General features: G+C 38.1%; 6 protein-coding genes. 3 read left to right on the plus strand and 3 right to left on the minus strand.

What is annotated here, in order from left to right; translation table 11 throughout:
* The first annotated feature begins 159 nt into the window (after window positions 1-159).
* Together V7164_RS25780 and V7164_RS24820 are read left to right on the plus strand one after the other, a co-directional pair.
* A complete protein-coding gene (locus V7164_RS25780; protein ID WP_410489377.1) occupies window positions 160-243 on the plus strand; it encodes a putative holin-like toxin in 84 nt (27 codons plus the stop codon).
* Window positions 244-765: 522 nt separating this feature from the next.
* The gene (locus V7164_RS24820; protein WP_335348318.1) at window positions 766-1,176 is read left to right on the plus strand and encodes a hypothetical protein; all 411 of its coding nucleotides are present in this window, start codon (window positions 766-768) and stop codon (window positions 1,174-1,176) included.
* 93 nt (window positions 1,177-1,269) lie between these two features.
* Here the strand turns inward: V7164_RS24820 and V7164_RS24825 are convergent, their stop codons facing one another.
* The gene (locus V7164_RS24825) at window positions 1,270-1,881 is read right to left on the minus strand and encodes a DUF502 domain-containing protein (protein ID WP_335355555.1); all 612 of its coding nucleotides are present in this window, start codon (window positions 1,879-1,881) and stop codon (window positions 1,270-1,272) included.
* A 266-nt stretch (window positions 1,882-2,147) separates the two neighbouring features.
* Here V7164_RS24825 and V7164_RS24830 point away from each other — a divergent pair, with 266 nt between their 5' ends.
* On the plus strand, window positions 2,148-4,094 hold the full coding sequence (locus V7164_RS24830) for a choice-of-anchor I family protein (protein WP_335348316.1): 1,947 nt from the start codon (window positions 2,148-2,150) through the stop codon (window positions 4,092-4,094).
* A 157-nt stretch (window positions 4,095-4,251) separates the two neighbouring features.
* Here the strand turns inward: V7164_RS24830 and V7164_RS24835 are convergent, their stop codons facing one another.
* Both V7164_RS24835 and V7164_RS24840 read right to left on the minus strand, forming a co-directional pair.
* The gene (locus V7164_RS24835; RefSeq protein ID WP_335348319.1) at window positions 4,252-4,779 is read right to left on the minus strand and encodes an ECF transporter S component; all 528 of its coding nucleotides are present in this window, start codon (window positions 4,777-4,779) and stop codon (window positions 4,252-4,254) included.
* Window positions 4,780-4,911: 132 nt separating this feature from the next.
* On the minus strand, window positions 4,912-6,324 hold the full coding sequence (locus V7164_RS24840; RefSeq protein WP_335348369.1) for a vWA domain-containing protein: 1,413 nt from the start codon (window positions 6,322-6,324) through the stop codon (window positions 4,912-4,914).
* Window positions 6,325-6,386: the final 62 nt, after the last annotated feature.

The raw sequence follows: 6,386 nt of genomic DNA on the forward strand, positions 1-6,386 counted from the left end.
AACTGAATAAGAATTTTTTGTTAATTAGATAAAGATGTTTATGACATGGTGGAAACAAGTGTTCTTATTTGACTGAAATTATGATAAACTAAAGAAGCAATAGAATAGGTTTCTCAAGGGTGGTCGGCACACTCCCGAACAGAAAGGGGGTGATGCTGAATGACAGTATTTGAAGCATTAATGTTTACGATTGCTTTTGCAAGTTTGATCGTAGCCATTCTGTCATTTAACCATAAAAAATAATCCACCCTTGAGTTAGCACGGCTCAGGTGGATTATTCCCCATTAATAGCCGATCCCTTTGTGGGAACCGCCTATTGCTGGACCGGACATGTTACCAGCATGTTCGGTCTTTTTTTAATTTATGTGGTACTTAATCATATTATAACTGAAAGTGTTATGAAAGTTCAATTTCTTTATAGTTGAATTAGTTTCATGTAACTCAGATTCCGAGGTGTAAGAGAAATTGTATGGCAAACCGAGGATTTAACTCGCAGAATTGTCAATACAGAAGATGAACAGAATAAGAATCTTATCAGATAAAGGGCAATTTTACTAATAAAGGAACATGTTTACTTTTTTTGATCAAATATCATAAAAAACTGCATTTTTTTACCTCAACATTTCAATCATAACTCTCCAAGTAATCATCCAAAATAAGATGGGTCTTACATTTTAACTGGTTTCAGCAGAAGTTCAACCTTCTGTAGAAGCCTGTCAATGCTAGGGCGAACTTTGCGATTTTACGATGGGGAGTTGGATCATTATGAAATGGCATAAAATGCTTCTGTCCATGCTGCAGCAGCGTCATGACAAAAAAATGGCTATAGCTGTCGATACATCTACAAATGAGGCACCAAAGGATTTGATAAACAACATAGTTAAATTATTTCAGCATGTGAAACCAGATGCTTTATTAATTCAAGCGGATTTTAAAATTAGAAGAATTGGACCTGTGAAAAGTGATTCTATTAAGTACTATTCACATGGGAAATCTTCCTATACATTAGTTCTTGAATGGGCAGAGGAAAATCAAGTGGATACTTTATTTTATATCACGGATGTTACTGGTTTTATTACCGATGAAATCAAGGTAGTGAATTATGAGTTATTCTGGCTAGTCCCAGGCACGTTTCTCCCAAGGGTGCCATTTGGAAAAGCAATTAAAGTTGCTTAAAGTATAAAAATCCCTCACTCTTGTGAGGGACCAATCCTACATCTTCTTTTCTTATTTATAATAATGAAACATCCAATGATTTCCGATATGTTTCTACTCAAATGAAGTCCCTCGAATAGCCGATTGTTCCTCTTTTGTTATTGTCATTCCACCTGAAACGACAAATTTCATTGCGTCTTCAGGCTTTACATCGATGATTTCAACTTGATCTTTCGGAATTAAAACCGTTAGTCCAGCAATTTGAAAGGTTTGTTGGATATAGACAGCTACATAGTCCTTTAATGGATGATAAAAACTTTCTACATCCTCGGTTGTGATAAACCCAATGGTTTTCATTTCTGTACCTGGAATGGTGACCAATGCCACTTTTGAAAATGATTTGTTCTCGCCAAGGAATGAGTGAATGGTATCTTTACTAATGGAATAGAGCGTTTTTATGAGCGGAATTTTTTCTAGTAATCTTTCAATCATTCGGATTAACGTCCCAGTGAATACTTTGTTTGATAACCAGCCTAGAATCGTGATGAAGACTAAGGTGAAAAACAAACCAATCCCCGGAACATAATCTTCTTTAAAATAAGGCTTTAAATAATTTCCTAACAATCCATCTAAAAACATAAATAATTGATAAACGGCATAAACGACTAAAATAATCGGAACACCCGTTATGATCCCCTTAACAAAATTATGAAAAATCCGTTTCATTTTTTCTCTCCTTATGGTAATGAGGCATTTGAATTTATTTTTACATAATGGTTGAAGCGATTCAAGTGATATTGGAAGTTGGTTAGTCTGATTAATAATTTATAGGTATGAAGGAAAGACTCTATTAAGATTTTAATCTTTCCCGATTCTTCCATCTGAAACTACTCAAAAATACAAAAACATTACAATAGATTCATATATTCTTAATACTAGATAACTAGAATTGTTTTTATGAGTTAGCATTTTTTTGGGGGGAACAGATCAAAATGAAAAACAAAATAGTTGCAGGAATTACAGCAGCAGGTATTCTCTTGGGGGCAAGTCAGCCGTACAATGTATTCGCAGAACAATCAACTTTTTTTCAATATAAAGAGGATGGTTTGAAGGTTACCCAAATTGGTCAATATGACAGTACTGAAGGCATTGGTGGTACTGAAATTATGGCTTACGATGAGACACTAAAGCGTGCTTTTGTTACAAATGGAGCCGCTTCTGGAATTGATATTCTTTCATTCGAACAACTAACATCAGGTGAATTTACAAAAGTAGAATCAATTAAGCGGGTATTATTAGAGGACTTTCAAATTGAAAACGTAGCAGATATTACGAGTATTGCTTCACATCCGACAAAAGATTTAGTTGCTGTTTCCGTTGTTAGCAATCCGAAGACAGACCCTGGCTATATTGTTTTTCTATCAAAAGAGGGAGCATACATATCGAAAGTGCAAGTGGGTTCGTTGCCTGACATGGTGACATTTACACCAGACGGAACGAAAGCGATCGTTGCCAATGAAGGAGAGCCAAGTGATGATTATACCGTTGATCCGGAAGGGACGATTTCAATCATTGACGTCACGAAAGAGCCAAGTGAATTTACAGCAAATACACTTTCATTTAAAAATGTAGAAATTGATGAAAAAGTCCGATTAAAATCTAAAGGGACAGCTCTTCAACAATTGGAGCCTGAGTATGTAGCGGTTTCTAAAGATAGTAAAGTAGCGTATGTATCGATGCAAGAAAACAATGCAATCGCGACTGTTGATCTTGCTGCAGAAAAAATCCTTCATGTGAAAGGACTTGGTGTAAAAGATCACTCTCTTCCTGAAAACGAACTCGATGGGAAGCGAAACGGTGAAACAAAACTTGAACGCCTTCCACTTCTAGGCTTGTACATGCCAGATGCCATTGATACATTTGCAGTCGGCGGGAAAACATATATTTTGACACCAAATGAAGGAGACGCCCGAGATTACGAAGCGTATTCCGAAGAGGCAGAAATCGGTGATATCGCAGACAAGATTAAATTGAATGCAGATCATTATAAAGGTTTCACACAAGAAGAGCTTGATCAAAAAGTGGCAGATGGATTATTCGATGAGATGAAGAAAACAAAAATTACCCTTGAAGAAGGGATGGCAGCGGATGGTTCGTATGAAGCGCTTTATTCGTACGGTGGACGCAGTTTCTCAATCTTTGACGCTGAAACAATGGAGCTTGTTTATGATAGCGGAAGTGACTTTGAGAAAATCACTTCTGAAGCACTCCCTGAGTTCTTTAACACGGATAACGAAGAAATTGCGTATGACAAACGGAGTTCTGCAAAAGGACCAGAACCAGAAACTGTTGTTAGTGGAGAAATTAATGGTAAATCGTATGCATTTATCGCATTGGAGCGAGTGAGCGGAATTATGGTGTATGATCTTGAAAATCCATCGAAGCCTGAATTCGTTACATTTATTTCAAGTAGGGATTATAGCGAGGATATTAAAGGGGATGTATCACCTGAAGGTTTACGCTTTATTTCAGCTGATAAGAGTCCTACAGGACATGCCCTTTTAGCTGCGACTCATGAAGTATCCGGTACGGTTGCGATTTATGAATTTGGTGGAAAAGACATGAAGATGAAACCGGCTGCGCCTGAAGTGGACGTGCCTGCTAAGGAAACACCACTAGTCTATTGGGATGGCTTATTAATGAAAAAAGGTCAAATCGGTCGAGTGATGATCGAAAAGCCAATCAATCTATGGAAAAGAACAGATAAAGGTCTCCAGTTCGTAAGAGTCCTAAATCCCGGTGAAAAATACCGCGTATACAGCTATGACGACAAATTCGGCGGCCAATATTCAGTTGGCGGAGGACATTATGTGACAAAAATTGAAGGGTATGTATCCTACCAAACTCCATCTAAACATAAATTGGAGCTACTAAAATAGTTGTTAGATTCCAACTAGAAGGAAGAGATATTCTTTTTCAATTAGTGAAAAGAACCATAAAGAAAACCCTTGCGATTGCAAGGGTTTATTCTAAAATTTTTACTGAATACCGTATACAATTGCTAAAGCCGGGATTATTTAGAGTAATGCACCAAACTTAAATCTTTAAAGCTCTTTTTAAGCGTCCTGCAATTGGCACTACTATGATTCCTGCTAAGACAACCTGCATCACATTTCCTGGAACGGAGCCAAATGGCAGAATCCAGTTACCGTAAAGGATTACTTCAGCGAAATAGTAGCCTACGATTTTAATAATGAGTGCAATGGCAACTGCCAGTGTGTTGACAACTACTCTTTTGCCGGGTACCTTTTCGGAAATAAGACCGGCTAAAAAGCCCATTGTCCCTACGATGATGAATGTAAACGGTGCCCATGCTCCCCAACCAGAGAGAATGTCGAAGAAACCCATACCAAAGGCGCCTGCAATGGCTCCTGTTTTTTTGCCGTAAACTAAAGCTGCTATAAATAGAGGCACGTTGCCCATATGGATTAGGCCACCATTACCCATAATGGGGAGCCTGATATTGATGAACATTGTAGATACTAGAGTTAATGCGATGAAAAGTGCATATATGACTAAGGTTTTTGTCTTTGTTGCTTCTGTCTGTAAAACTGTTGAATTCATAGGATTGCCTCTTTCTTTTTTTTTCTTATATTATCATACTCCTAATCTGTTATTTAGTAAATTCAAAATTCTATATTTAATAGATTTATACTAAAAAGCCGGTTCCATTAAAACATGGACCGGCTTTTTGTATTACCAAGTATCTCCGCGCTCTTTCTTCAATGCCTTCATTTTTTCGACCCATTCATCGACCCTTTGTCTGATTTCTTGGCTTTTCGTATCTGCTTTTTCTCGATTTGTCTTATAGATGGCGTAGTATAGGTCTTTCATATTTTGACTTCGTTCATACCCCCAGTCTCTTAGTTCTGTTTCTTGCTCATACGTAATCCACTCATATTCTGCCATGATCTTAATTGCATCAAGTATTCGGTGGGACTCACGCCTGCCGATATTCCATAATTGAAGGGGATATTCTTCGCCTTTTTTATACTCTGCGACCATTTCCCATCCGTCTGGAGCCATGGTAAAGGCAAAAGCAAGATCTAGTGTAGAAGGCAGCCACTCATATTGAATCGTATATTTTAATTCTTCTGGATTGTCCGCTTTAAAGTATTCACCATTGCCAGCTTCGGCAACAGCCTTTAATTGGTTTTCGGTTTTGCTGTCTACATCAAAGCCGATAATGTTTACGGTATTTTTGCTGTTTATTTGAACAAGGTCCTTACTTGCCTGAACGGGATCCCCGTCACATGTTTCAGCACCATCGCTGACAATGTAAATGGTCGTTGCACCTTCAAAGCTGCTGCTCATTTCTGCGGCTTTTTGGATGGCACCTGCAAGGGGAGTCCAGCCTTTGCTTTCAAAAGAATCGACTGCTTGATGGAATTCTTCTTTTGCATATTTCCCCATCGGATAGACTTCTTCGACTTTTGTGCAGGATATTTCCTTATCAGCCGCTGATTCCGAACCTTTATGGCCATAGACGATAAGTGAGACTTCGCTCGTTTGCCCAATGGTCTGTGCAAAGCTCTTCACAGCATCCTTGGCAATATCCATTTTTACTTTTCCATCAGATAAAAGCAGCATACTTGAGCTGGCATCGAGAAGAATGATAGTCTTTTCTGATGTCATTTTTTCTTCACTGCCTTCGGATTTTGTTGGATCCGGCAAATAGGGTTCCTCAAACTGCGGTTCGTAGGCATTCGCTTTTTCAATGACCTCTTTATAGTGAGGACTGGCCAGGAGAGCAACAAGGCCTTTCTTGATTTCTTCAATATCTGCAGTTTCATTCGTTAATTTTTCAAGCTCAGGTGTCAGCTTGTCTATAAGAGCTGGCTCCATTTTAGGTGTATCGAAACCGATGTCCTCAATATCCTTTTCATATGACAGATCATCCATGATTTTACCGTGTTGCAGGACTAGTAAACTTTCTTCGGAAACTTCTAAATTAATATTCAATGATTCGGTTATAATATCTTCCTGCTTTTGTTCCTGCTGTTGCTTTTCCTTTTCAGGTTCATTAGATGTTTCTGTCTCCTTGTCATTGCTGCAAGAGGAAAGGATCATTGGAATAAGCATCAGCAATAATAAGGCAAATCGTTTCACAAAATTCCTCCTTTTTTCCGACACTCTATATTATGTATATTAATAAACAACTAAATATAGAG

It is taken from the genome of Bacillus sp. JJ1474 (assembly GCF_036965225.1).
In the GTDB taxonomy this organism is placed as follows: domain Bacteria; phylum Bacillota; class Bacilli; order Bacillales; family Cytobacillaceae; genus Cytobacillus.